The 21851-nt window shown below is 66.4% G+C and carries 24 protein-coding genes and 1 tRNA gene; 23 read left to right on the plus strand and 2 right to left on the minus strand.

Going from position 1 to position 21851, the window contains the following annotated elements; all coding sequences use genetic code 11:
• Positions 1-109 precede the first annotated feature (109 nt).
• From ACTTAG_RS14320 to ACTTAG_RS14380, 13 genes are all read left to right on the plus strand, one after another.
• A complete protein-coding gene (locus ACTTAG_RS14320; RefSeq protein WP_444462904.1) occupies positions 110-1777 on the plus strand; it encodes a phosphoethanolamine transferase in 1668 nt (555 codons plus the stop codon).
• The gene (locus tag ACTTAG_RS14325; RefSeq protein ID WP_444462905.1) at positions 1777-2169 is read left to right on the plus strand and encodes a diacylglycerol kinase; all 393 of its coding nucleotides are present in this window, start codon (positions 1777-1779) and stop codon (positions 2167-2169) included. The genes ACTTAG_RS14320 and ACTTAG_RS14325 overlap by 1 nt, the downstream gene beginning before the upstream one ends.
• A 74-nt stretch (positions 2170-2243) precedes the next feature.
• On the plus strand, positions 2244-3536 hold the full coding sequence (locus tag ACTTAG_RS14330; protein WP_444462906.1) for a 3-deoxy-D-manno-octulosonic acid transferase: 1293 nt from the start codon (positions 2244-2246) through the stop codon (positions 3534-3536).
• Positions 3533-4852, plus strand: a complete 1320-nt coding sequence (locus ACTTAG_RS14335; RefSeq protein WP_444462907.1) for a 3-deoxy-D-manno-octulosonic acid transferase — start codon at positions 3533-3535, stop codon at positions 4850-4852. The genes ACTTAG_RS14330 and ACTTAG_RS14335 overlap by 4 nt, the downstream gene beginning before the upstream one ends.
• Before the next feature lie 43 nt (positions 4853-4895).
• Positions 4896-5354, plus strand: coding sequence for a GNAT family N-acetyltransferase (locus tag ACTTAG_RS14340; RefSeq protein ID WP_444462908.1), 459 nt, complete (start codon positions 4896-4898; stop codon positions 5352-5354).
• 42 nt (positions 5355-5396) lie between these two features.
• Positions 5397-5473: transfer RNA gene (locus tag ACTTAG_RS14345), tRNA-Arg, on the plus strand.
• A 117-nt stretch (positions 5474-5590) separates the two neighbouring features.
• Positions 5591-7360 (plus strand): DNA polymerase III subunit gamma/tau, encoded by a 1770-nt coding sequence (locus ACTTAG_RS14350; protein WP_444462909.1) that lies wholly within the window; start codon positions 5591-5593, stop codon positions 7358-7360.
• Positions 7361-7456: 96 nt separating this feature from the next.
• Positions 7457-7801, plus strand: coding sequence for a YbaB/EbfC family nucleoid-associated protein (locus ACTTAG_RS14355; protein WP_013068465.1), 345 nt, complete (start codon positions 7457-7459; stop codon positions 7799-7801).
• Positions 7802-7813: 12 nt separating this feature from the next.
• The gene (gene recR / locus ACTTAG_RS14360) at positions 7814-8413 is read left to right on the plus strand and encodes a recombination mediator RecR (RefSeq protein ID WP_444462910.1); all 600 of its coding nucleotides are present in this window, start codon (positions 7814-7816) and stop codon (positions 8411-8413) included.
• Between the two features lie 110 nt (positions 8414-8523).
• Positions 8524-9189: an FtsZ-binding protein FzlA gene (fzlA, locus tag ACTTAG_RS14365; protein WP_444454988.1), complete on the plus strand. Its 666-nt coding sequence runs from the start codon at positions 8524-8526 to the stop codon at positions 9187-9189.
• A gap of 173 nt (positions 9190-9362) precedes the next feature.
• Positions 9363-10388 carry a tRNA epoxyqueuosine(34) reductase QueG gene (queG, locus tag ACTTAG_RS14370; protein ID WP_444465257.1) on the plus strand — a complete coding sequence of 342 codons (1026 nt, stop codon included), beginning with the start codon at positions 9363-9365 and terminating at the stop codon, positions 10386-10388.
• A 37-nt stretch (positions 10389-10425) separates the two neighbouring features.
• Positions 10426-11376, plus strand: coding sequence for a DMT family transporter (locus ACTTAG_RS14375; protein WP_444462911.1), 951 nt, complete (start codon positions 10426-10428; stop codon positions 11374-11376).
• A gap of 94 nt (positions 11377-11470) precedes the next feature.
• On the plus strand, positions 11471-11665 hold the full coding sequence (locus ACTTAG_RS14380) for a hypothetical protein (RefSeq protein WP_444462912.1): 195 nt from the start codon (positions 11471-11473) through the stop codon (positions 11663-11665).
• A 177-nt stretch (positions 11666-11842) separates the two neighbouring features.
• Here ACTTAG_RS14380 and ACTTAG_RS14385 read toward each other — a convergent pair whose 3' ends face one another.
• Positions 11843-12712 (minus strand): branched-chain amino acid aminotransferase, encoded by an 870-nt coding sequence (locus ACTTAG_RS14385; protein ID WP_444462913.1) that lies wholly within the window; start codon positions 12710-12712, stop codon positions 11843-11845.
• A gap of 148 nt (positions 12713-12860) precedes the next feature.
• Between ACTTAG_RS14385 and ACTTAG_RS14390 the strand changes: the two genes are divergently transcribed.
• The 5 genes from ACTTAG_RS14390 to ACTTAG_RS14410 all read left to right on the plus strand — a co-directional run bounded on the left by ACTTAG_RS14390 (position 12861) and on the right by ACTTAG_RS14410 (position 17036).
• Positions 12861-13361, plus strand: a complete 501-nt coding sequence (locus tag ACTTAG_RS14390) for a MarR family winged helix-turn-helix transcriptional regulator (RefSeq protein ID WP_444462914.1) — start codon at positions 12861-12863, stop codon at positions 13359-13361.
• On the plus strand, positions 13358-14080 hold the full coding sequence (locus ACTTAG_RS14395; RefSeq protein ID WP_444462915.1) for a response regulator: 723 nt from the start codon (positions 13358-13360) through the stop codon (positions 14078-14080). The genes ACTTAG_RS14390 and ACTTAG_RS14395 overlap by 4 nt, the downstream gene beginning before the upstream one ends.
• A gap of 194 nt (positions 14081-14274) precedes the next feature.
• Positions 14275-14850 carry a ubiquinol-cytochrome c reductase iron-sulfur subunit gene (gene petA / locus ACTTAG_RS14400; protein ID WP_444462916.1) on the plus strand — a complete coding sequence of 192 codons (576 nt, stop codon included), beginning with the start codon at positions 14275-14277 and terminating at the stop codon, positions 14848-14850.
• A gap of 12 nt (positions 14851-14862) precedes the next feature.
• Positions 14863-16176 carry a proton-pumping cytochrome bc1 complex subunit PetB gene (petB, locus tag ACTTAG_RS14405; protein WP_444462917.1) on the plus strand — a complete coding sequence of 438 codons (1314 nt, stop codon included), beginning with the start codon at positions 14863-14865 and terminating at the stop codon, positions 16174-16176.
• Between the two features lie 17 nt (positions 16177-16193).
• Positions 16194-17036, plus strand: a complete 843-nt coding sequence (locus ACTTAG_RS14410; RefSeq protein WP_444462918.1) for a cytochrome c1 — start codon at positions 16194-16196, stop codon at positions 17034-17036.
• Between the two features lie 109 nt (positions 17037-17145).
• Here the strand turns inward: ACTTAG_RS14410 and ACTTAG_RS14415 are convergent, their stop codons facing one another.
• A complete protein-coding gene (locus ACTTAG_RS14415) occupies positions 17146-17772 on the minus strand; it encodes a TetR/AcrR family transcriptional regulator (RefSeq protein ID WP_444462919.1) in 627 nt (208 codons plus the stop codon).
• Positions 17773-17915: 143 nt separating this feature from the next.
• Between ACTTAG_RS14415 and ACTTAG_RS14420 the strand changes: the two genes are divergently transcribed.
• The 5 genes from ACTTAG_RS14420 to ACTTAG_RS14440 all read left to right on the plus strand — a co-directional run bounded on the left by ACTTAG_RS14420 (position 17916) and on the right by ACTTAG_RS14440 (position 21847).
• Entirely contained in the window at positions 17916-18359 is a 444-nt protein-coding gene (locus ACTTAG_RS14420) for a TerB family tellurite resistance protein (RefSeq protein WP_444462920.1), read from the plus strand.
• A gap of 133 nt (positions 18360-18492) precedes the next feature.
• Positions 18493-19290 carry an ABC transporter ATP-binding protein gene (locus tag ACTTAG_RS14425; protein ID WP_444462921.1) on the plus strand — a complete coding sequence of 266 codons (798 nt, stop codon included), beginning with the start codon at positions 18493-18495 and terminating at the stop codon, positions 19288-19290.
• 35 nt (positions 19291-19325) lie between these two features.
• Complete coding sequence (locus ACTTAG_RS14430) at positions 19326-20045, plus strand: transporter substrate-binding domain-containing protein (RefSeq protein WP_444462922.1); 720 nt, start codon at positions 19326-19328, stop codon at positions 20043-20045.
• A gap of 90 nt (positions 20046-20135) precedes the next feature.
• Positions 20136-21017, plus strand: a complete 882-nt coding sequence (locus ACTTAG_RS14435) for an ABC transporter permease (protein WP_444462923.1) — start codon at positions 20136-20138, stop codon at positions 21015-21017.
• Entirely contained in the window at positions 21014-21847 is an 834-nt protein-coding gene (locus tag ACTTAG_RS14440; protein WP_444462924.1) for an ABC transporter permease, read from the plus strand. The genes ACTTAG_RS14435 and ACTTAG_RS14440 overlap by 4 nt, the downstream gene beginning before the upstream one ends.
• Positions 21848-21851: the final 4 nt, after the last annotated feature.

The following is a 21851-nucleotide window of genomic DNA, read 5'->3' on the forward strand; positions in this document are numbered from 1 at the left end:
GCGCCCGCGCCGTTTGACGAGGATTTTTCCACGGCCAAGGCGGGATCGTAAGGCTGGCGCAAGCCGGGGCGGCGAGATCGACGCAAGACCGCGCAAGGAGACGGACAAGATGTCGAGCCCCCCCCTTCCCTTTTCGTTCCCGGGAACCGCAGAACGCCCCGGCAAGGGCCGGTTCCGGCTGAGCCCTTGGGGGCTCAATCTGCTGGTGGCGGCCTATCTGCTTTTGGCGCTGAATGGTGGGCTCTGGGCCGCGGTCTTCCGGGTCTTCGCTAGGGATCCGCTGGCGCTTGGGGCCTTTGGCACCGCGGTCAGCCTGCTGCTGCTGGCGCTGATGGCCTTTGTCACCCTGCCCGGGCTGCAGCGTCCGGCCCTGGCGCTGATGATCCTGACCGCCGCCGTGGCCGAGCATTTCCGCCGCGCTTACGGGGTGCTGATCGACCGCGACATGATACAGAATGCGATGCTGACCACGACCACGGAAAGCAAGCATCTGTTCACGCTGGCGTTTTTCCGCGATGTCGGGCTGATGGGGCTGGTGCCCGCGGGGCTGGTCCTGGCGGTGCCCCTGCAACCGGTGCGGCTGCGCGCGGTGCTGTGGCGCTGGCCGCTGGGGATCGTTTTGTGCCTTGCCCTGGTGGCGGGGCTGGTCGTCGGCAATTACCGCAGCTTTGCCCCTGCAGTGCGCAACCACCGCGAGATGCTGGCCGCGTTCCAGCCCGGGGCGCCGCTGCGGGCGATGGCGCGCTACGGCCTTTTGCGGCTGGCCACCGCCGACATCACCGCCGCCCCCTATGGCCGCGACGCCCGTCCCGGGCCCCTGCTGGCGGCCGCGAAAAAGCCGGTGCTTTTCGTGCTCTTCGTCGGCGAGACCGCGCGGGCGCAAAGCTTCGGGCTGAACGGCTATGGCCGCGACACGACGCCGGAACTGGCCGGGCTTGACGTGGTGAATTTCCGCGACACCACCGCCTGCGGCACCTCGACCGCGGTGTCGGTGCCCTGCATGTTTTCGGGTCTGGGGGCCGGGGCCTATTCGCAAAAGCGCTTTCTGGGGCGCGAGAATCTGGTCGACATTCTGGCCCATGCCGGGCTGAAGGTGGAATGGATCGACAACAACACCGGCGATCAGAAGGTGGCGAAACGGCTGGGCCCGGTGACGCGGATCGACGCCACGATCGACCCCGCCGCCTGCGCGGGCGGCGAATGCACCGATACGGCCTTCCTGCCGATCATCCGGGCGCGGATGGAAACGATCACCGAAAACACCGTGCTGGTCCTGCACATGATCGGCAGCCACGGGCCCGCCTATTACCTGCGCTATCCGGCCGATCAGGCGGTCTTCACCCCCGATTGCCGGTCCTCGGCCTTTGCCGATTGCCAGCCCGAGGAGATCGTCAACGCCTATGACAATTCGATCCGCATGACCGATCATGTGCTGGCCGAGACGGTGCGGATGATGGCAGCGCAGGACCGGGTGATCCCGGCGATGTATTTCGTCTCGGATCACGGCGAATCGCTGGGCGAGAAGGGGCTTTACCTGCATGCCGCGCCGATGTTCATGGCGCCTGACGAACAGCGCAAGGTGCCCTTCGTGCTGTGGCTGTCGCAGCCCTTCCAGCAGGCGCTGGACGTGCCGCAATCCTGTCTGGACGCGAAAGCCGGGCAGCCCGTCTCGCAAGACAACCTGTTTCATTCGGTGCTTGGCCTGCTCGACATCCAGACCTCGGTGCGCGAGGATGCGCTGGATCTGAGCCACGATTGCCGCAAGGGAGGGGCCTGATGGCCAAGGACGAAAAGCCCGCGCCGCGGGTGGTGCCGCCGCGGCCGGGTCTGGGGCATCTTGTTGATGCGACAGGCTATTCGCTGGCCGGGCTGGTGCGGCTGATGCGCGAGACGGCGGCGCGGCAGGAACTCGCGCTGGGGCTTGTGTTGCTGGGGCTTCTGACGCTTTTCGGCGCCACGCCCGGGCATTATCTGGGCCTTGCGGTGCTGTTCGCGCTGCTTCTGGCCGTCGAAGCGCTGAACACCGCGATCGAGGAGCTGACCGACCGGGTGTCCCCCGAATGGTCGCAGGCGGCCAAAAACGCGAAGGATCTGGGCTCGCTCGCCGTCGGGCTTCTGGTGCTGTGCAACATCGGGTTCGTCGCATCGGTGGGGGTCGGGCTGGTCTGATCCCGACCGGATGGACAAATCCGCCGCGCCGCCCTAGGGTCCGCGCGGTTTTGCCCCGGATCGAGAGGAGCGCCGTGACATCCCCCCGTCCTTCTCATGACGGCTGGCAGCTGCGCACCTATCTGGCGGCGCGGCGCCTGGCGCAGCCGCTGATGCGCGCGGTGCTGGCGCGGCGGCTGCGGCAGGGCAAGGAAGACCCCGCCCGCCTGCCCGAAAAGCTGGGCCATCCCACCGCCGCGCGGCCTGCGGGGCGGCTGGTCTGGCTGCATGCGGTGGGGCTGGGCGAGGTGCTGGCGCTGCGCCCGCTGATTGCCGCGCTGCAGGCGGAGGACCCTGATCTGGCGGTGCTGATCACCTCCACCGCGCGGTCCTCGGCGCAGGTGCTGGGGGCGAACCTGCCCGCGGGCGCGGTGCACCAGTTCTTGCCACTGGACGGCCCCGATTTCCTGCGCCGTTTTCTGGATCACTGGCGCCCCGATCTGTCGATCTGGTCGGAACAGGATCTGTGGCCGGGGGCGATCTGCGACGCAGCCGCGCGCGGCGTGCCGCTGGCCTATGTCAATGCCCGGATCGGGGCGCGGGCGGCGGCGAAACGGGCGCGGCTGGGCGGGCTTTACCGCGATGTGCTGGGGCGGTTTGCGCTGATCGCGGCGCAGGATGCGGGCTCGGCCGGGCATCTGCGCGCGCTGGGGGCAGAGAAGGTGCGGGTGATGCGCTCGCTCAAACCCGCCGCGGCGCCGCTGGGCGTTGATCCCGCCGAGCTGTCCCGGTTTCAGGCCGCGCTTTCGGGCCGCAAGATCTGGGTCGCGGCCTCGACCCATGCCGAGGACGAAGCGGTGGTGATCGAGGCTGCCAAGGCGCTTTCCGCCCAAGACCCGCGCTGGCTTCTGATCCTGGCCCCGCGCGTTCCGGCCCGGGCCGAGGCGATCCTGGACGCGCTGAGCGCAGCCGGGCTGACCAGCGCCCGGCGCAGCACGGGCGGGATGCCCGACGCCGCAACGCAGGTATATCTGGCCGACAGTTTCGGCGAGCTTGGCCTTTGGTATCGGCTGGCCCGCGTAGCCTGTGTCGGCGGCAGTTTCGGCCCGGTGGGCGGCCATAACCCGTGGGAGGCCGTCTGTCTGGGCCTGCCGGTGCTTGCGGGCCCCGTGACCCATAATTTCGCCGCCGATTATGCCGATCTGGCCGCGGCGGGCCTTGCGCAGCGCATCGAGACCGGCCCGGAGGCAGGCGCCACCCTGGCCCGGGCGGTGGCCGAAACCGCCCCGGCCGCGCAAGACCGCGCCCGCGCGCTGGTCGCCACGGCCCGGGCCGAACTGGTGCCGCTCGCCCGTGACCTGCTGGCGCTGAGGAAGACCGACCGATGATCCTGCGGCTTTTCATGGGGCTTTATCGGCTTTTGTGGCTGATCGGCCTGCCTTTCGTGCTGCTTTACCTGTGGCGCCGCGGCCGCCGCGATCCCGCCTATCTGCAGGCCCTGCCCGAACGCTTCGGCTTTTACCGCCGGGCGCTGCCGCAGGGCGCGCTTTGGCTGCATGCGGTCTCCTTGGGCGAGATGCGCTCGGCCGTCGCGCTGGTGCGCTTGCTGCTCGATCGCGGCGAAACCGTGGTGCTGACGCATTTCACCCCGGCCGGGCGCAGCGAATCCGCCCGCGCCTTCGGCCCAGAGATCGCCGCGGGACGGGTCGTGGTGGTCTGGGTGCCGCTCGACATGGGCTGGTGCTGGCGGCGGTTCCTGCGCGCCTGCCGCCCGCGGCTGGGCCTGACGCTGGAGGTCGAGATCTGGCCTGCGATGATCATGGCCAGCGGCGCCGCGGGCGTGCCGCTTTACGCCGCGAACGCGATCTACACGCAGGGCCGTTTTGCCCGTGACAGCAAGGGCTTGCGGCTGCGCCAAAGGGTGATTGCGCAGCTGGCCGGGGCCTTCGTCAAATCCCGCCTGCAGGCCGAGCGTTTCGCCGCCACCGGGCTTGCCGGGATCACCGTCACCGGCGAATTGCGCTTTGACCAGCCGGTGCCGCCCGCGCTTCTGGCGGCGGCCGACCGCCTGCGCCCGGCGCTGGCCGCGGGCCGCGAGGTCGTCACGATCGCCAGTTGCGTCGAGGCGGAGGAACCGCTTTTTGCCGGCGTCATCGCCGAGATCACCGCGCAGGCCCGCGCCGAAAACCGCCCGGCGCCGCTCTTCGTCCATGTCCCCCGCGCGCCGGAACGCTTCGATGCGGTGGCGGCGGGGCTGGAAGCGGCGGGGCTGACCGTCCTGCGCCGCAGCCGCACGCTGGGCCCCGATCTGGCGCCCCTCGGGCCGATCCTGCCGCCCGACGTCTTTCTGGGCGACAGTCTGGGCGAGATGTTCTTTTACCTCGCGCTGGCCGACCGGGTGATCGTCGGCGGCGGCTTCAGCCCGAAGGGCGCGCATAACGTGATCGAGCCCCTGATGCTGGGCAAGCCGGTGCTGACCGGCCCGCAAGTGCATACGATCGAATATCCCTTTGCCGAGGCCGCCGCGGCCGGTGTGGCGCAAAGCCTGCCCGACCGGGCGGCGCTGCTGGCGGCACTGGCCGAACCACCGCGCGACAACCGCGCCGCCATCGCGGCCTTTCTGGCAGAGCATGCCGGGGCCAGCGCCCGGACCCTTGCCGCGATCGACGCGGCACTGGACCGGCTGGACTTGGCCGCCCGATAGCGGCAGAACGGGCGCGAGACCGGCGCCGGACGGGGGTAATGCCATGATCGAGATCGCACTTTCTTCACCGCTGGCGCCGGAACTTGCGCTGTTGCACGAACGGCATACGGTGGCGATGCATGCCGACACGCCGCCCGAATCGATCCACATGCTGCCCGCCTCGGCGCTGACGGCACCGGGGATCTGGTTTTACGCCCTGCGCTACGAGGGGCGGCCCGCGGGGATGGGCGCGCTGAAACGGATCGGCGGCACGCATGCCGAGGTGAAGTCGATGCACGTCCTTTCCGAGATGCGGGGCCGGGGTCTGGCGCGGGCGCTGCTGCTGCATCTGATCGCCGAGGCCCGGCGTCTGGGCTTTGCCCGGCTCAGCCTCGAGACCGGATCGCAAGACAGTTTCGGCCCGGCGCGGGCGCTCTATCTGGCCGAGGGCTTTGTCGAATGCGGCCCGTTCGAGGGCTACGCGCACGATCCGAATTCGGTCTTCATGACGCGGGCGCTGTGAGATCTTGCATGCCTTTCGCGCTTGGCGCAAAAGGGGGCATGCGGTCCCGTAGCTCAGCTGGATAGAGCAGCTGCCTTCTAAGCAGCGGGTCGGGGGTTCGACTCCTCCCGGGATCGCCACCCCCCTTTTGCGGTTTTCGCCAAGGCCCTTGCCCCGGCGCCTTCGCCCCCCGCGCAAGGGATCGGTTTGACTTGCGCGCCCCCGCGGGTAGAGTGGCGGCGAACCGAGGAGACCCCATGACCGACGCCGCAAGCCCCGCCGAGACCTCTTCGGGCTATCAGGTTCTTGCCCGCAAATACCGCCCCGCCACCTTTGCCGATCTGATCGGACAGGAGGCGATGGTGCGCACGCTGAAAAACGCCTTCGCCGCAAGCCGCATCGCGCAGGCCTTCATCATGACCGGCATCCGCGGCACCGGCAAAACCACGACCGCGCGGATCATCGCCAAGGGGCTGAACTGCATCGGCCCCGACGGCACCGGCCAGCCCACGACCGAGCCCTGTCTGGTGTGCGAACATTGCAAGGCGATCGCCGAGGGGCGTCATGTCGACGTGCTGGAAATGGACGCCGCCTCGCGCACTGGGGTGGGCGACATCCGCGAGATCATCGAAAGCGTGAACTACCGGGCGGCCTCGGCGCGCTACAAGGTCTATATCATCGACGAAGTGCACATGCTCTCGACCTCGGCCTTCAACGCGCTGTTGAAAACGCTCGAAGAACCGCCCGCGCATGTGAAATTCATCTTCGCCACGACCGAAATCCGCAAGGTGCCGGTGACGGTGCTGAGCCGCTGCCAGCGGTTCGATTTGCGCCGGATCGAGCCCGAGGTGATGATCGACCATCTGTCGAAAGTCGCGACGCAGGAAAGCGCGCAGATCGCCCGGGATGCGCTGGCGCTGATCACCCGCGCGGCCGAGGGGTCCGTCCGCGATGCGATGTCGCTTCTGGATCAGGCGATTTCGCACGGCGCGGGGGAAACCACGGCCGATCAGGTCCGCGCCATGCTCGGGCTGGCCGACCGCGCCCGGGTGCTGGATCTCTTCGACATGATCCTCAAGGGCGATGCGGCCGCCGCGCTGACGGAACTGGGCGCGCAATACAGTGACGGCGCCGATCCGATGGCGGTGCTGCGCGATCTGGCCGAGATCACCCATTGGGTGTCCGTCATCAAGATCACCCCCGAAGCCGCCGAGGACCCGACCGTTCCGCCCGAGGAGCGCACCCGCGGTCAGGCGCTGGCGCAGGCGATCCCGATGCGGGTGCTGTCGCGGCTATGGCAGATGCTCTTGAAGGCGATCGAGGAAGTGTCTTCGGCGCCGAATGCGATGATGGCGGCGGAAATGGCGCTCATTCGGCTGACCCATGTTGCCGACCTGCCCGATCCGGAAACGCTGATGCGCAAGGTGATGGCGGGCCCCGGCACCGCGGGCGGGCATGGGCCCGCGCAGGGCGGCGGTGGCGGCGGCGGTCCGCGGGCCGAGGCGACGACGCGGCACATGATGGGCGGGCGACCGCTGTCCACGCAGGGGTCTGCGGCGCTGGCCATTTCGCCCGCGGCCTCGGCCTTGGCGAAATATGCCCGGTTTGAAGATGTCGTGGCGCTGATCGGCCGGATGCGCGACGTGAAACTGCTGGTCGAGGTCGAAAAGGGGGTGCGGCTCGTGCATTACGCGCCGGGCCGGATCGAATTCGAACCCGCCCCCGGCGCGCCGCGCGATCTGGCGCAGACTTTGGCGCAGCGGCTGCAGGGCTGGACCGGCGCGCGCTGGGGGGTTTCGGTCGTCTCCGAAGGTGGCGCCGCCACGATCGACGAGACCCGCAATGCCGCGACGCTCGCCGCCGAGGCGGAAGCGCGGACGGAAAACCGGGTGGTGCAGGCGATCTTCGCCGCCTTCCCGCAGGCGAAATTCGAGGAAATCGTGCTCTCCGAAGCGCTCGAGGCCGAACAGGCCGCCGAGGCCCTGCCCGAGGTCGAGGACGAATGGGACCCGTTCGAGGACGGCTGAGCCCCCGCGGCGCTGCCCTCCCTGCGGCGCCGACCGCCTTGCCCCGGCCGCAAGCGATGCTTATCTGTGACCCGCGAAACCGATCGGAGGACCACGATGTTCAAGGGACTGGGACAGCTTGGCGACATGGCCAAGATGATGAAGGCGGCCAAGGAAATGCAGGAGCGGATGCTGACCCTGCAGGAAGAGCTGGGCCGGATGATCGTCATCGGCGAGGCGGGCGGCGGTCTCGTCAAGGCCCGCGTCACCGCCAAGGGCGAGCTGACGGGGCTGGATATCGACCCGACGATCCTGGTCGCCTCGGAAAAGGAAGTGGTCGAGGATCTGATCGTCGCCGCGGTCAAGGACGCGCAGGCCCGCGCCCAGGACAAGGCCGGCGAGGAACAGCGCAAGCTGATGACCGAACTGGGGCTGCCCGCCGACATGGGCCTGCCCGGCTGACATGACCGGCAGATGAGCGGCCCCCGCGACGAGATCGAGGCGCTGATCGCGCTGATGGCGCGCCTGCCGGGACTTGGGCCCCGCTCGGCCCGGCGCGCGGTGCTGCATCTTCTGCGCAAGCGCGAGGGGCAGATGGCGCCGCTTGCGGCAGCACTTTCGCGGGTGGCGGAAACCGCCCGCGACTGCCCCGTTTGCGGCAATATCGCGATGGGCGCCAGCTGCGAGATCTGCGACAGCCCCGCCCGGGCCACTGGCGAAATCTGCGTCGTCGAGGATGTCGCCGACCTTTGGGCGCTGGAACGCGGCGGCGCCTTCAAGGGCCGCTATCACGTGCTGGGCGGCACGCTGTCGGCGCTTGACGCCATCGGTCCCGAGGAATTGCGCATCCCGCAGCTCATCGCCCGCATCCGCGCCGAGGCGGTCTCCGAGGTGATCCTCGCCCTGAACGCCACGGTCGAGGGGCAGACGACGGCGCATTACATCGCCGAGGCGCTGGAGGGCACGGGCACCCGCGTCACCTCGCTTGCCCAAGGCGTGCCGATCGGCGGCGAGCTGGATTATCTGGACGACGGCACGATCTCGGCGGCGCTGCGGGCGCGGCGGGCACTTTGACGCGCGTAACCGGCTAAACCAAAGGGGGATGGCGCAGCCCCCCTCATGAAGCATTGATCCCACCCCCCGCCGGGTCTATCAGGGGGAAAAGCTTGCAGCGGGTGTTGCCGATGAACCGCCTTTATCACGTTGCTCTGTCGCCCTTTTGCCGCAAGGTGCGGCTGACCTTGGCGGAAAAACGCATCGAGGTCGAACTGGTCGAAGAGCGCTACTGGGAAAAAAGCACCGACTTCCTGCGCCGCAACCCGGCCGGGAAAGTGCCGGTGCTGCGCTATGACAACCGGCTGTTTTCGGAAAGTCAGGCGATCTGCGAATATCTCGACGAGGTGGTGCCCACCCCGCCCCTGATGCCGCGCGACGCCGATGCGCGTTACGAGGTGCGCCGCCTTTGCACCTGGTTCGACGACAAGTTCAACACCGAGGTCACCGCCAAGGTGATGGGTGAACGGGTCTGGAAAAAGGTGCAGAAAAAGGGCTATCCGGACAGCAAGACGGTCAAGGAAGGGCTGGGCGCGATCAAGTATCACATTGATTACATGGCCTGGCTTCTGGACAGCCGCCGCTGGCTGGCGGGCGATGTGATGACGCTCGCCGATTTCGCAGCTGCCGCCCATCTGAGCTGCCTTGACTATATCTCGGACGTGGACTGGCACCGCTCGGAAGCGGTGAAGGAATGGTATGCGAAGATCAAGTCGCGCCCGGCCTTCCGCTCGCTTCTGGCCGATCAGCTGCCCGGTGTGCCGCCCTCGCCGCAATATGCGGAACTTGATTTCTGAGACCGGAGAGGGGGGCGCTGCCCCCCGTCCGCAAGCGGACCCCCCCGGGATATTTGCGCCAAGGTGAAAGGCAATCCGGTTGCTGTTTCACCTTGGGACAAATATCCCGGGGGTGAATTTGCCGTCAGGCAAAGAGGGGGCAGCGCCCCCTGCCCCGGCTGAGGGAGGCGGAACTGGAGACGTTGAAGACCCGCCTGATCGAGGAAGCCCTGGCCCTGGGGTTTGCGAAAGCCCGCATCACCCCCCCCGACGCCTGCCCCGATCTGCCCGACCGACTGTCGGCCTTTGTCGCCGCGGGGCATCACGGGCAGATGTCCTGGATGGCCGAGCGGATGGAATGGCGGGGCAACCCGGCCGCGCTCTGGCCCGAGGCGCGCGCGGTGATCCTGCTCGCCGAAAGCTACACGCCCGAGGTCGATCCGCGCGACGCCACGCGGCAGTCCGGGCACGGCGCGATTTCGGTTTACGCGCAGGGTAAGGATTACCACGATCTGGTGAAGCGGCGGCTGAAGCGGCTCGGGCGCTGGCTGATCGCGCAATCGCCTTGCGAGATCAAGGTGTTCGTCGACACCGCTCCGGTGATGGAAAAGCCGCTCGCGCAGGCCGCGGGGCTGGGCTGGCAGGGCAAGCACACCAATCTTCTGGCGCGCGATCTGGGCAACTGGGTGTTTCTGGGGGCGATCTTCACCACGCTTCCCCTGCCCCCCGACAGGCCCGAGATCAGCCATTGCGGCAGCTGCACCGCCTGTCTCGACGCCTGTCCGACCGGAGCCTTTGTCGCGCCTTATCAAATGGATGCGCGGCGCTGCATTTCCTATCTGACGATCGAGCACCGCGGGCCCGTCGATCCCGATCTGCGCCCGGGGCTTGGCAACCGCATCTATGGCTGCGACGACTGCCTTGCCGCCTGTCCGTGGAACAAATTCGCAGCCACGGCGCGCGACATCGGCTATGCCGCGAAACAGGGCACGCCCGCGCTGACCGAAATCCTGGCGCTGGATGACGCCGCCTTTCGCGCGCGTTTCGCGGGCAGCCCCGTCAAGCGCATCGGCCGCGACCGGATGATCCGCAACGCGCTTTACGCGCTGGGAAATTCCGGTCGCCGTGATCTCGCCGCGGCCGCCCGCCCGCATCTGGACGACCCCGATCCCGCCGTGGCCGAGGCCGCCGCCTGGGCCTTGGCGCGGCTTGCCCCTTGACCCTTTCCTTTGGCCCGCAAAGGCGTAAGTTGGCCGCATGTCTGCCAATGCGCCTGCCGCCAGCCCGCCACCCAGCCCGGTCACCGGGATCACCCTGAAGATCCTCTCCGTTCTTGTCTTCATCGCCATGTCGACGGTGATCAAGCTTCTGGCCGAGCGCATCCCCCCCGGCGAAACCGTCTTCTTCCGGTCCTTTTTCGCCATTCCGGTCATTCTGGCCTGGCTATTGTGGCGGCGCGAGCTTTCGGTCGGGCTGAAGGTGCGCCAGCCCATGGGCCATGTCTGGCGCGGCGTTGCGGGGACCTCGGCGATGGGGCTGGGCTTTGCGGGCCTCGCCTTCCTGCCCCTGCCCGAGGTCACGGCGCTGGGCTATGCCGCCCCGCTGCTCACCGTGATCTTCGCCGCGATGTTTCTGGGCGAGGAGGTCCGGGCCTTTCGCCTGTCCGCCGTCGCTTTGGGGTTGATCGGCGTCCTGATCGTGCTTTGGCCGCGGCTGGGCAGCTTCGAGGGGCATGACCCGGCGGCGACGCTGGGCGCGATGCTGGTGATCATGGGGGCGACCTTTGCCGCGCTCGCCCAGGTCTTCATCCGCAAGATGGTGGCGACGGAGCGCACCTCGGCCATCGTGTTCTGGTTTTCCGTCACTTCGACGGGGCTCTCGCTGATCTCTTTGCCCTTCGGCTGGGTCATGCCCACGTTTCACGAGGCGATGTTGCTGATTTCCTGCGGGATTTTGGGCGGGATCGGGCAGATCCTGCTGACCTCCTCCTATCGCTTTGCCGATGCGTCCATCGTCGCGCCGTTTGAATATGTCTCGATGCTGTTTGCGCTGGGGATCGGTTACTGGATGTTTGCCGAGGTGCCGACCGTCTGGATGCTGGGCGGGGCCGGGCTGATCATTGCCGCAGGCGTCATGATCATCTGGCGCGAACATCGGCTGGGGCTGGAACGGCGACGCGCGCGCAAGGCGGTGACACCGCAGGGGTGAAATCGGCGCAAGACTCCGCCGAACATGATCCTGAGCAAAGACAGGGCGGCGATTCGGTGCTACTCTGTCCTCAGATGAAGCGAAGGAGGCAAACATGACCCGTTCCATCATCGACCATGCCGAACAAGCGGCCGAAGGCGCGCGGGTGCGGCAATTCCTCGACATCGACCGGCGTGAGGGCGTGCATCCGGCTGTGGATGCGCTGACCCGGCGCCCGGCGGAACGCTCGGAAGCTAAGGTCCGGGAGTTCCTGCGCATCGACCGCGAGGAAGCCCGGAGGGACGAGTGAACCGGACCTTCTGACACCCGGGGGCCGCAGCGGTGACGGGCATGTCTCTGGCGTGCCACCGTAGCGGCAAGATGAAAAAGACCAAGGCGGGCCGTGAGCAGACGGCCCGCCTTGATCTTTTCGGAGTGTTTCGGGCGGGGAAAGGCAACACCTTTCGCCGCCCGAAATGCTTTGGCCTCAGGCCCGCACCAGCTTTTCGTAGCTCTCCGCCACGTCGCGGGTCAGCGCGCCGACCTCGAAGTGGAAATCGCCGATCTGCCCCACCGGGGTCACCTCGGCCGCGGTGCCGGTCAGCCAGCACTGCTCGAAGCCCGCCAGTTCCACCGGCTCGATGTGGCGTTCATGCACGGTGATGCCCTTGCCCTTCAGCATCTCGATCACCGTCTGCCGGGTCAGACCGTTCAGGAAGCAATCCGGCAGCGGCGTGTGCACTTCGCCGTTCTTGACGAAGAACACGTTCGCGCCGGTCGCCTCGGCCACATAGCCGCGGTAATCCATCATCAGCGCATCCGAGCAGCCCTTGGCCTCGGCGGCGTGTTTCGACATCGTGCAGATCATGTAAAGACCCGCCGCCTTCGCGGCCGAGGGGATCGTCGCCGGATCGGGGCGGCGCCATTTCGAGATGTCGAGCTTGGCGCCCTTCATCTTCGCATCGCCGTAATAATTGCCCCATTCCCAACCGGCGATCGCCAGCCGCACCGGGTTCTTGCGCGAGGAAACCCCCATGTCCTCGCCCGCGCCGCGCCAGGCGATGGCGCGCACATAGGCGTCCTTCCAGCCATTGGCGGCCAGCATCGCGTATTTCGCCGCCTCGATCTCTTCCACGCTGTAGGGGATCTCGAAATCCAGCAGCTCGGCCGAACGGCGCAGCCGCATCGAATGTTCCACACCCTTGAAGATCTTGCCATTGTAGCAGCGTTCCCCCTCGAAAACGGAGGAGGCGTAATGCAGCGCATGGGTCAGGATATGGACCTTGGCATCGCGCCACTCGACCAGCTTTCCATCCATCCAGATCTTGCCGTCACGATCGTCGTAAGAACCGGCCATCACGCCCTCCTTGGCTTGCCCGTTTTCACAAGTTGCGCAATATCGGTCCACATCGGACATAATATTGCGCAAAATCTGCGCTTCGGTAACAATTGATTCTTGGAAAGTCAACAAGGCTGACATAAAGTCGCGCAAAAGCGAGGATCACATGGCCGATACCGGAGCCCCCGGGGGCGAAACGCTCCTGTTTCTGACCGACGAACAGCTGCGCAAGGGCATCGAGGCGATGTTCTTTGCCTATCGCGGCTTCACCGCCGATCCGGACCGGATTCTGGATCAGCACGACTATGGCCGGGCGCATCACCGCGCCATCCATTTCATCAACCGCGAACCGGGGCTGACGGTGACGACGCTGATCTCGGTTCTGGGGGTGACGAAGCAAAGCCTGAACCGGGTGTTGCGCACGCTGATCGACGATGGTCTGGTGGAAAGCCGGGTCGGGCGGCGCGACAAGCGCGAGCGGCATCTGCACCTGACCGAAAAGGGCGCGATGCTGGAACGCGAATTGTCCGAGGCGCAACGGGTGCGGATGCGCGCGGCCTATCGCGCCGCCGGGCCGCAGGCGGTGGCGGGCTTCCGGCAGGTGCTGGAGGCGATGATGGACCCGGCGATGCGACGCCATTACCAGATGCTCAAGGACGCCGAATGATGCCCGCCGCGGCCGCGACGCCCCCGCATCTCTTGATCGTCGATGACGATGAACGCATTCGCGGCCTTCTGCAGAAGTTCCTGATCCGCAACGGCTTTCTGGTCACGGCCGCACGCGATGCGGCGCATGCCCGCCGGCTGCTGTCGGGGCTTGAATTCAACCTGATCGTGCTTGACGTGATGATGCCGGGCGAGGACGGGCTGAGCCTCACCCGCGATCTGCGCACCAGGATGGCGACGCCGATCCTGCTTTTGACCGCCCGCGGCGAGACCCGCGAGCGGATCGAGGGGCTTGAGGCCGGGGCCGATGACTACCTGCCCAAGCCCTTCGAGCCGAAGGAGCTTTTGCTGCGCATCAACGCGATCTTGCGGCGCGTGCCCGAGGCGGTGACGGCGGGGCCGAAATATCTCTCGCTCGGTCCCCTGCGCTATGATCTGGACCGCGGAGAGCTGTCGCAGGGCGATCAGCCGGTTCGACTCACCGCGACGGAAGCGGCGCTGATGCGGATCTTCGCCGCCCATGCGGGCGCGGTGATCGGGCGGACGGAGCTGATCGAGGAGCTGGGCCGCGACCGCTCGGCCAGCGCCGAGGAAGGGGCGGGCGATCGCGCCGTCGACGTGCAGATCACCCGGCTGCGGCGCAAGATCGAGCCCGACCCGCGCGAGCCGCGCTATCTGCAGACGGTGCGCGGACTTGGCTACATGCTTGCGCCCGATTGAGGCACGCAAGCCTTTCGGGCAGCGACAAAAAAGCGCGAATCGGCCTGAGCCGCGGCTTTTCGCCTCACCCTCTTGTGAATGTATGCTGGACTGCGGGTTTCCCGGGCGCTAAACGGGGCCTGTCCGGCCGCACTGCGTGTGGCCCGAAAAGGCGCATCGACTTGAATTTCAAGTTCGGGGAAGGGAGAAGACACGTGTCCCACGCAGAAGACAACGCAGGCACTCGGAGGGATTTCCTCTATCATGCCACCGCCGCCACCGGGGTGGTGGTGACCGGCGCGGCCGTCTGGCCGTTGATCAACCAAATGAACGCTTCGGCCGATGTGAAGGCGATGTCGTCGATCTTCGTCGACGTCTCGGCGGTCGAAGTGGGGACCCAGCTGACCGTGAAATGGCGCGGCAAGCCGGTGTTCATCCGTCGTCGCGACGAGAAGGACATCGAAATGGCCCGTGCAGTGCCGCTTGGGGCGCTGCGCGACACTTCGGCCGAGAACGCCAACAAGCCGGGGGCCGAGGCGACCGACGAAAACCGCACGCTGCCCGCCTTTGACGGCACCAACACCGGCGAATGGCTGGTGATGCTGGGCGTGTGCACCCACCTTGGCTGCGTGCCGATGGGCGACAAGTCGGGCGATTTCGGCGGCTGGTTCTGCCCCTGCCACGGCTCGCACTACGATTCGGCGGGCCGTATCCGCAAGGGTCCCGCGCCGCGCAACCTCGACATTCCGGTCGCGGCCTTCGTCGACGAAACCACGATCAAGCTGGGCTGAGGGGAAAGACACATGTCCGGAATTCCGCACGACCATTACGAGCCCAAGACGGGCATCGAGAAGTGGCTGCACGACCGCCTGCCGATCGTCGGCCTCGTCTATGACACCATCATGATCCCGACGCCGAAGAACCTGAACTGGTGGTGGATCTGGGGGATCGTCCTCGCCTTCACGCTGGTGCTGCAGATCGTCACCGGCATCGTGCTGGCGATGCACTACACGCCGCATGTCGATCTGGCCTTCGCCTCGGTCGAGCATATCATGCGCGACGTGAACGGCGGCTGGGCGATGCGCTACATCCACGCCAACGGCGCCTCGCTGTTCTTCCTGGCCGTCTACATCCACATCTTCCGCGGTCTCTACTACGGCTCCTACAAGGCCCCGCGCGAGATCACCTGGATCGTCGGCATGGTCATTTACCTGCTGATGATGGGCACCGCCTTCATGGGCTATGTGCTGCCGTGGGGCCAGATGTCGTTCTGGGGCGCCACCGTGATCACCGGCCTCTTTGGCGCGATCCCGGGCATCGGGCCGAGCATCCAGGCCTGGCTGCTGGGCGGACCGGCCGTCGACAACGCGACGCTGAACCGCTTCTTCTCGCTGCACTATCTGCTGCCCTTCGTGATCGCGGCGCTGGTCGCCATCCACATCTGGGCCTTCCACACCACCGGCAACAACAACCCGACCGGGGTTGAAGTGCGCCGCACCTCGAAGGAAGAGGCCGCCAAGGACACCCTGCCCTTCTGGCCCTACTTCGTGATCAAGGACCTGTTCGCGCTGGCCCTCGTGCTGCTCGCCTTCTTCGCCGTCGTCGCCTATATGCCGAACTACCTGGGCCACCCGGACAACTACATCCAGGCCAACCCGCTCTCGACCCCGGCGCATATCGTTCCCGAATGGTACTTCCTGCCCTTCTACGCGATCCTGCGCGCCTTCGCCGCCGACGTCTGGGTGGTGATCCTGGTCGACGGTCTGACCTTCGGCGTCGTCGATGCCAAGTTCTTCGGCGTGATCGCGATGTTCGGCGCCATCGCCGTGATGGCCTTGGCTCCGTGGCTTGACACTTCGAAGGTCCGTTCGGGCGCCTATCGTCCGAAGTTCCGGATGTGGTTCTGGTTCCTGGTGCTCGACTTCGTCGTGCTGACCTGGGTGGGCGCGATGCCGACCGAGTATCCCTATGACTGGATCTCGCTCATCGCTTCGACCTACTGGTTTGCCTACTTCCTCGTGATCCTGCCGCTTCTGGGCGCGACCGAGAAGCCGGAACCGATCCCGGCCTCGATCGAGGAAGACTTCAACAGCCACTACGGCAACCCGGCCGAGTGAGGAAAGGGAAAGATATCATGAAAAAGATTCTGATCTCTGCCGTTTCCGCCCTGGTTCTTGGTTCCGGCGCGGCCCTGGCGAACAGCAACGTGCAAGACCATGCCTTCAGCTTCGAAGGGATCTTCGGCAAGTTTGACCAGGCCCAGCTGCGTCGCGGCTTCCAGGTCTACAGCGAAGTCTGCTCGACCTGCCACGGCATGAAGTTCGTGCCGATCCGCACGCTGGCGGATGACGGCGGCCCGCAGCTCGACCCGACCTTCGTGCGGGAATATGCGGCCGGTCTCGACCCCGTGATCGACAAGGACAGTGGCGAGGAACGCGACCGCAAGGAAACCGACATGTTCCCGGTCCGCGTCGGCGACGGCATGGGCCCGGACCTGTCGGTGATGGCGAAGGCGCGGGCGGGCTTCTCGGGCCCGGCCGGCTCCGGCATGAACCAGTTCTTCAAGGGCATGGGCGGGCCGGAATACATCTACCGCTACGTGACCGGCTTCGAGGAAGAAAACCCGGAATGCGCCCCCGAGGGCATCGACGGCTACTACTACAACAAAGTCTTCCAGGTCGGCGGCGTGCCGGACACCTGCAAGGACGCCGCCGGGATCAAGACCACCCACGGCAGCTGGGCGCAGATGCCCCCGGCGCTGTTTGACGACCTCGTGACCTATGAGGACGGCACCGCGGCCACCGTGGATCAGATGGGCCAGGACGTGGCGGCCTTCCTGATGTGGGCGGCCGAACCGAAACTGGTGGCGCGCAAGCAGATGGGTCTGGTTGCTGTCGTCATGCTCGGCCTTTTGAGCGTGATGCTGTATCTGACCAACAAGCGCCTGTGGGCGCCCTACAAGGGCCACAAGGCCTGAGTGACGCCGGACACCTGAAACCGAAACGCGCCCCACGGGGCGCGTTTTGCTTTGGGCGTCATGATCCGGGGAAAGACGCGGCCAGCACCGCCGCGGCGACCCTGCCCGCTCAGCTGCGCGCGCCGTAGCGGGCCAGGAACATCTCGATCGCGCCCTCGATCACCCGTTCACGGCGGGCGGCGGAATAGTCCGAGACCACGCCGCAGACGAAGCCGTGATAGGCATCGACCTTGCACAATTCGGCGAACTGATCGGCGGCCAGATCGAAATCCTCGATCGCAAGCTCGCCCCGCGCCACCGCCTTTTGCAGATATTCCACCATCCGGCTACGCACCAGAAGCGGCCCCGAAGCGTAGAACTGCTGCCCCAGCGCCGGAAAGCGGTCGGTCTCGGCCACGCAGAGACGATAGGTCTGCAGCCCCAGCGGCGAGGTGATGTAGTCGATCAGCCGCCCCGCCGCATAGCGCAGCACCTCGCGCACGGGCAGATCGCCCGCATTGATGAATTCCAGCGCCTCGTCGGCCTGCCGCTTGCACTCGCCGGTGGCGATGGCCATGAACAACAGCCGCTTGTCGGGGAAATAGCTGTAAAGCGTGGCCTTGGACACGCCCGCCTCACGCGCGATGTCATCGACCGAGGCGCCTTCGAAGCCGTCGCGCAGAAACACCTTGCGCGCGCCCTCCAGAACCTGGTCGAACTTGCGCCCTTTTCGAATACCTGGCTGAAGCTGCGTCATGATTGCCCGCCTCCACGGGCGTTCACCATAAACGCTGCCCCCTGCCCCGACAAGGCGGCGGGCGGCGCAGACGGCCCGTATCGCAATGTATTTGAATGTTTGCACCCCCTTGCCGCCGGGTCCGGGGACGCTAGACTGGGGGCATGTTCAAATTCCTGACGGGCCTTCTGGCCGATCCGCATCCGAAACCGCTGACCGCGGATGACGCCGACCTTGCGCTGGCGGCGCTTCTGGTGCGGCTGGCGCGGGCGGATGAACGCTATGACGCCGACGAGCGGGTCCACATCGACCAGGTGCTGGCGGCACGCGGCGGGTTGTCCCTGGCCGAGGCCGCCGATCTGCGCGCCCGCGCCGAAACCGCCGAGGCCGAGGCCCCCGACACCGTCCGCTTCACCCGCGCGCTGAAGGACAAGACCGCCTATGAAGACCGGATCGGCGTGATCGAGGCGCTCTGGCAGGTGGCGCTTGCCGATGACGCGCGCAACCCCGAGGAGGATGCGCTGATCCGCCTCGCGGCGCGGTTGCTGGGCGTGTCGGACCGCGATTCGGGTCTGGCGCGGCAAAGGGTAGCGGCCGGGCTTTCCTGAGCCGGGCGTTGCCCGTTCCTGCGCCATCTGCCCGGGGTTTTGGCGCCTTCCGCCGGGGCAAGCGCAACTCGCCCGTTGCATTTGGCGGTGAAATCGCGCCAACTTGACCGACCGGACAAAGAGAAGCCGCAAAGTGACCGACAGCCAGACTGCCCCGAGCCCCACCGCGCCCGTCATCGAAATCAGGGACCTGCACAAGAGCTACGGCGCCCTTGAAGTGCTCAAGGGCGTGTCGATCCGGGCCGAGCGTGGCACGGTGGTGTCGCTGATCGGCTCGTCCGGCTCGGGCAAATCCACGCTTTTGCGCTGCTGCAACCTGCTTGAGGACAGCCAGTCGGGCGAGGTGATCTTTTCGGGCGAGGCGGTGAGCTGGACCGGCACCGGCCTGGCGCGCCGCCCCGCCGACCGCGCGCAGGTGGTGCGGTTTCGCACCAATCTTTCCATGGTGTTCCAGCAGTTCAACCTCTGGAGCCACATGACGATCCTGCAAAATGTCATGGAGGCGCCGGTGACGGTGCTGGGCCGCAAACCGGCCGAGGTCGAGCCGCTGGCGCGCAGCCTTCTGGCCAAGGTCGGCATCGGCGACAAGGCCGACGCCTGGCCCGCGCAGCTTTCGGGCGGTCAGCAACAACGCGCTGCCATTGCCCGGGCTTTGTGCATGCAGCCGCAGGCGCTTTTGTTTGATGAACCGACCTCGGCGCTCGACCCGGAACTGCAACAGGAAGTGGTCAAGGTGATCAAGGATCTGGCCGCCGAACACCGCACGATGATCCTTGTGACGCATGACATGCGGCTTGCGGCGGATGTGTCCGATCACGTCGTCTTCCTGCATCAGGGCCGGATCGAGGAAGAGGGCCCGCCCGAGACGCTCTTCGGCGCGCCGAAATCCGAACGTCTGAAGCAATTCCTGTCGGCGACGCTGCCGGCGTGAACAAGAACAACAAGACCCCAACCGTGGAGAGAGCCATGAAGAAGCTGATCCTGACCGTCGCCGCGCTGGCGCTGAGCGCAGGCACCGCCCTTGCGGGCGATGTCGTGCGCATGGGCACCGAGGGCGCCTATCCTCCCTACAACTTCATCAACGACAAGGGCGAAGTGGACGGGTTCGAACGCGAACTGGGCGACACGCTTTGCGCCAAGGCGGAACTGAAATGCGAATGGGTGACGAACGAATGGGACAGCATCATCCCGAACCTGCTGTCCGGCAACTATGACACGATCATCGCCGGGATGAGCATCACCGACGAGCGCAAGCAGACGATCGATTTCAGCGACAATTACAACCCGCCCGCGGCCTCGGCCTATGTGGCGACCAAGGCGGATGCGGACCTGAAGGGCGTCGTCGCGGCGCAGGTCGGCACGATCCAGGCCGATTACGTGGCGAAATCGGGCGCGACGCTGCTGGAATTCCCGACGCTCGACGACACGATTGCCGCGGTGAAGAACGGCGAGGCCGATGCGGTCTTTGCCGACAAGGATGCGCTGAAGCCCTTCGTCACCGAGGGCGGCGAGATCATGTGGACCGGGTCGGACGTGCCCTTGGGCGGCGGGATCGGCATCGGCCTGCGCAAGTCGGACACCGAGCTGAAGGCGAAGTTCAACACCGCCATCGCCGCGATGAAAGCCGATGGCTCGCTCAATGCGATGATCAAGAAGTGGTTCGGCGACGACGCGCCGGTGTTCTGAGATCAGGCCTCCGGCGGGCGTATTTGAACCAAAGAGAAACCCGGGTTTCTTCTTGGCATAAATACGCCCCCGCCGGAGGCGCCCTTGCCCATGTTCGACATCTGCGCCGATCCGAAATCGCTTGAGGGCCTGGCATGGCTCCTGTGCTACCTGACCACGGGCAAGCACCTGCTGTTCTATGGCTCGTTCTTCGTGGTTCTGGCGCTGATGCTGATCGTGGCGCCGATCGCGCTGGCCTTCGGCTTTGGCGGCGCGATCGCCGCGCGCTCGGCCTTTCTGCCGCTGCGGCTTTTCGGCAAGGCCTATACGGCGATGGTGCGCGGCGTGCCCGACATCGTGTTTTTCCTGTTTGTCCCCGTGGCGATGGATCAGGGGCTGGAATATCTGCGCCATCTCTGGGCCTGCCCGCCCACGGATGCGCCGGTCTGGTCGAACGGCGAATTCGCCGTCTGCGCCGCGGCGAAACTGCCGCTTTCCAGCGCGCCGCAGATCTGGCACGAGATCTATGGCTTCGGCCTGGCCGTCATCGCCTTTGCCATCGTCTTCGGCGCCTTTGCGGCCAATGTGCTTTATGGCGCGATGAATGCCGTGCCGCGCGCGCAGCTTGAAACCGCCGAGGCCTACGGCATGACCACCGCGCAGGTGCGCCGACGCATCCTGATCCCGCAGATGTGGACCTATGCGCTGCCGGGGCTGTCGAATCTCTGGATGATCCTGATCAAGGCGACGCCGCTTCTGTTCCTGCTCGGCGTCGAGGATATCGTCTATTGGGCGCGCGAGCTTGGCGCCACGAAATCGCAGCTTTACGACTACCCGCACGGGGACTGGCGCCTGTGGTACATGCTGGCGCTGCTGGCCTTCTATCTGGCGATGACGAAGGTTTCGGAAATCGTGCTGGGCCGGGTGACGACACGGCTGTCCAAGGGTCAGGCGACGATGGCGGGCGAAGCGCAACGGAAGGCCGCGGCATGACCGACAGCTGCACGCAGATCATTGCCGACTACGCGTTCCGCTCGCTGGGCTATGGCGAACGCGTCTTGCCGCGCAGTGATTTCACGCTGTGTCATGAATTCACCCTGATCGGCTCGGGGCTGATCTGGAACGTCTATTTCGGCACGCTGGCACTGCTGTTCGGCTTTTTCGCGGCCACGGCGCTGGCGCTGGCGAAAGCCTCGCCCATGGCCTGGCTGCGCCGCCCGGCCGAGGGGTTCATCTTCGTCTTCCGCGGCTCGCCGCTCTTCATCCAGCTGTTCCTGGCCTACGAGATCCTCGTGCAGCTGCCGAAGGCGGGGATCACCCTGGGCGGGCTGATCATCCCGACCGACTGGACCACCTCGGCCTGGGCCGGGGCGCTGCTGGTGCTGTTTCTCAACACCTCGGCCTATTCGGCCGAGATCTTCCACGGCGCGCTGATGGCCGTTCCCAAGGGCGACATCGAGGCCGCCGACGCTTACGGCCTGACCGGCTGGCAGAAGTTCCGCCGCATCCTGTGGCCGACGACCCTGCGCCTGGCCTGGCCCGCCTATACGAACGAGGCGATCTTCCTGTTCCACGCGACGACGATCGTCTTCTTTTCCGGCTTTCCGGCCTATCAGCAGCGCGGCGACGCGCTCTATTATGCCAAGTTCTTCGCGGACAAGACTTTCAACCCATTCATCCCCTACCCGATCGCCGCCTTCTACTTCATTCTGGTCACGCTGGCGCTGATCGGGCTGTTCGGGATGATCAACCGCCGTCTGAACCGGCATCTTCCGGGGCAATCCCGCCCCAAGCTGAGGATCAGACCGCAAATCATCAGGTGAGGAC

The sequence above is a fragment of the Rhodobacter capsulatus genome, from assembly GCF_052363185.1.
In the GTDB taxonomy this organism is placed as follows: Bacteria; Pseudomonadota; Alphaproteobacteria; order Rhodobacterales; family Rhodobacteraceae; genus Rhodobacter; species Rhodobacter capsulatus_E.

Excerpts from the sequence above, each read along its gene's own strand:
- ACTTAG_RS14390 (WP_444462914.1), top strand. The coding sequence starts at position 12,861 with ATGGCCGATACCGGAGCCCCCGGGGGCGAAACGCTCCTGTTTCTGACC.
- ACTTAG_RS14385 (WP_444462913.1), bottom strand. The coding sequence starts at position 12,712 with ATGGCCGGTTCTTACGACGATCGTGACGGCAAGATCTGGATGGATGGA.
- ACTTAG_RS14395 (WP_444462915.1), top strand. The coding sequence starts at position 13,358 with ATGATGCCCGCCGCGGCCGCGACGCCCCCGCATCTCTTGATCGTCGAT.
- fzlA (WP_444454988.1), top strand. The coding sequence starts at position 8,524 with ATGAACCGCCTTTATCACGTTGCTCTGTCGCCCTTTTGCCGCAAGGTG.
- ACTTAG_RS14335 (WP_444462907.1), top strand. The coding sequence starts at position 3,533 with ATGATCCTGCGGCTTTTCATGGGGCTTTATCGGCTTTTGTGGCTGATC.
- ACTTAG_RS14440 (WP_444462924.1), top strand. The coding sequence starts at position 21,014 with ATGACCGACAGCTGCACGCAGATCATTGCCGACTACGCGTTCCGCTCG.
- ACTTAG_RS14430 (WP_444462922.1), top strand. The coding sequence starts at position 19,326 with ATGAAGAAGCTGATCCTGACCGTCGCCGCGCTGGCGCTGAGCGCAGGC.
- ACTTAG_RS14410 (WP_444462918.1), top strand. The coding sequence starts at position 16,194 with ATGAAAAAGATTCTGATCTCTGCCGTTTCCGCCCTGGTTCTTGGTTCC.
- ACTTAG_RS14380 (WP_444462912.1), top strand. The coding sequence starts at position 11,471 with ATGACCCGTTCCATCATCGACCATGCCGAACAAGCGGCCGAAGGCGCG.
- ACTTAG_RS14325 (WP_444462905.1), top strand. The coding sequence starts at position 1,777 with ATGGCCAAGGACGAAAAGCCCGCGCCGCGGGTGGTGCCGCCGCGGCCG.
- ACTTAG_RS14340 (WP_444462908.1), top strand. The coding sequence starts at position 4,896 with ATGATCGAGATCGCACTTTCTTCACCGCTGGCGCCGGAACTTGCGCTG.
- ACTTAG_RS14420 (WP_444462920.1), top strand. The coding sequence starts at position 17,916 with ATGTTCAAATTCCTGACGGGCCTTCTGGCCGATCCGCATCCGAAACCG.
- ACTTAG_RS14320 (WP_444462904.1), top strand. The coding sequence starts at position 110 with ATGTCGAGCCCCCCCCTTCCCTTTTCGTTCCCGGGAACCGCAGAACGC.
- petB (WP_444462917.1), top strand. The coding sequence starts at position 14,863 with ATGTCCGGAATTCCGCACGACCATTACGAGCCCAAGACGGGCATCGAG.
- ACTTAG_RS14415 (WP_444462919.1), bottom strand. The coding sequence starts at position 17,772 with ATGACGCAGCTTCAGCCAGGTATTCGAAAAGGGCGCAAGTTCGACCAG.
- ACTTAG_RS14350 (WP_444462909.1), top strand. The coding sequence starts at position 5,591 with ATGACCGACGCCGCAAGCCCCGCCGAGACCTCTTCGGGCTATCAGGTT.
- ACTTAG_RS14375 (WP_444462911.1), top strand. The coding sequence starts at position 10,426 with ATGTCTGCCAATGCGCCTGCCGCCAGCCCGCCACCCAGCCCGGTCACC.
- ACTTAG_RS14355 (WP_013068465.1), top strand. The coding sequence starts at position 7,457 with ATGTTCAAGGGACTGGGACAGCTTGGCGACATGGCCAAGATGATGAAG.
- ACTTAG_RS14435 (WP_444462923.1), top strand. The coding sequence starts at position 20,136 with ATGTTCGACATCTGCGCCGATCCGAAATCGCTTGAGGGCCTGGCATGG.
- recR (WP_444462910.1), top strand. The coding sequence starts at position 7,814 with ATGAGCGGCCCCCGCGACGAGATCGAGGCGCTGATCGCGCTGATGGCG.